Below are 770 nucleotides of genomic sequence, written 5' to 3' on the forward strand. Positions count from 1 at the left end.
CCTCAAAATAATATGGCAAAAATACACCTGAATATTTATCTTCAATAAACTCAAAATCCTCAGAATTAACTTTGCTTAAAGTCTTATGATAGCTTTCTTTTAATATTTCAATATTCATACATTGCCACTTATAAAGTTTTTCGATTTATTAGTATTCAAAGCGATCTATAGTTGCCTTGATAAATAGATAAATTTGACTAGATAACTATTTTGCTCATGATTAACCACTCTTCAACTTGTTCTAGGGTCTTCTTTGAAACATCCGAGTTAAAGCATATCTTAATTTGATCAATACTGTGAAATTTCCCTTCTTTCAACTTCAAACCTAATGTTGCCCGCTCGGGCTTCAATATTTTATAGACGTAATACTTCCTTAAAATAATTCTATTATGATAAGAAGCAACACAGTTATGTTGTACAGTTCCTTCATTCATTAATGCATGATTGTTTGTAATAGGGATGACGAATTCATTCCCTCGAACAGGCGGCTCCGTATAGTAAATCAAAGGTGTATTACTGCATTCCTTTTCATTAATTTTAACGGCCAATTTATCATGCAATTGTTTTAATGAGCGGAGATTATTACAGGCAAGTATTAAGGACAAAATTTTAGGTATACCTAACTCTTCCCCCATATTTATTGTATCGTCAAAACTCTGATCAAAATGATCCCAGCTCCAGTTCTGTCCAAACTGATTAATCAAGTTTGATGTTTTAAACTGAGGAAAACGATCTATCAACTTTAAAAGTCGCTCGTCGATATATGGCAG

1 protein-coding gene is annotated in these 770 nt (G+C 32.2%); it reads right to left on the reverse strand.

Annotated elements, in window-relative coordinates; translation table 11 throughout:
• Positions 1 to 197 precede the first annotated feature (197 nt).
• The coding region (locus A3766_RS23465) for a PcfJ domain-containing protein (RefSeq protein ID WP_197479703.1) at positions 198 to 770 on the reverse strand (573 nt) is incomplete at its 5' end.

The sequence above is a fragment of the Oleiphilus sp. HI0132 genome (assembly GCF_001635845.1).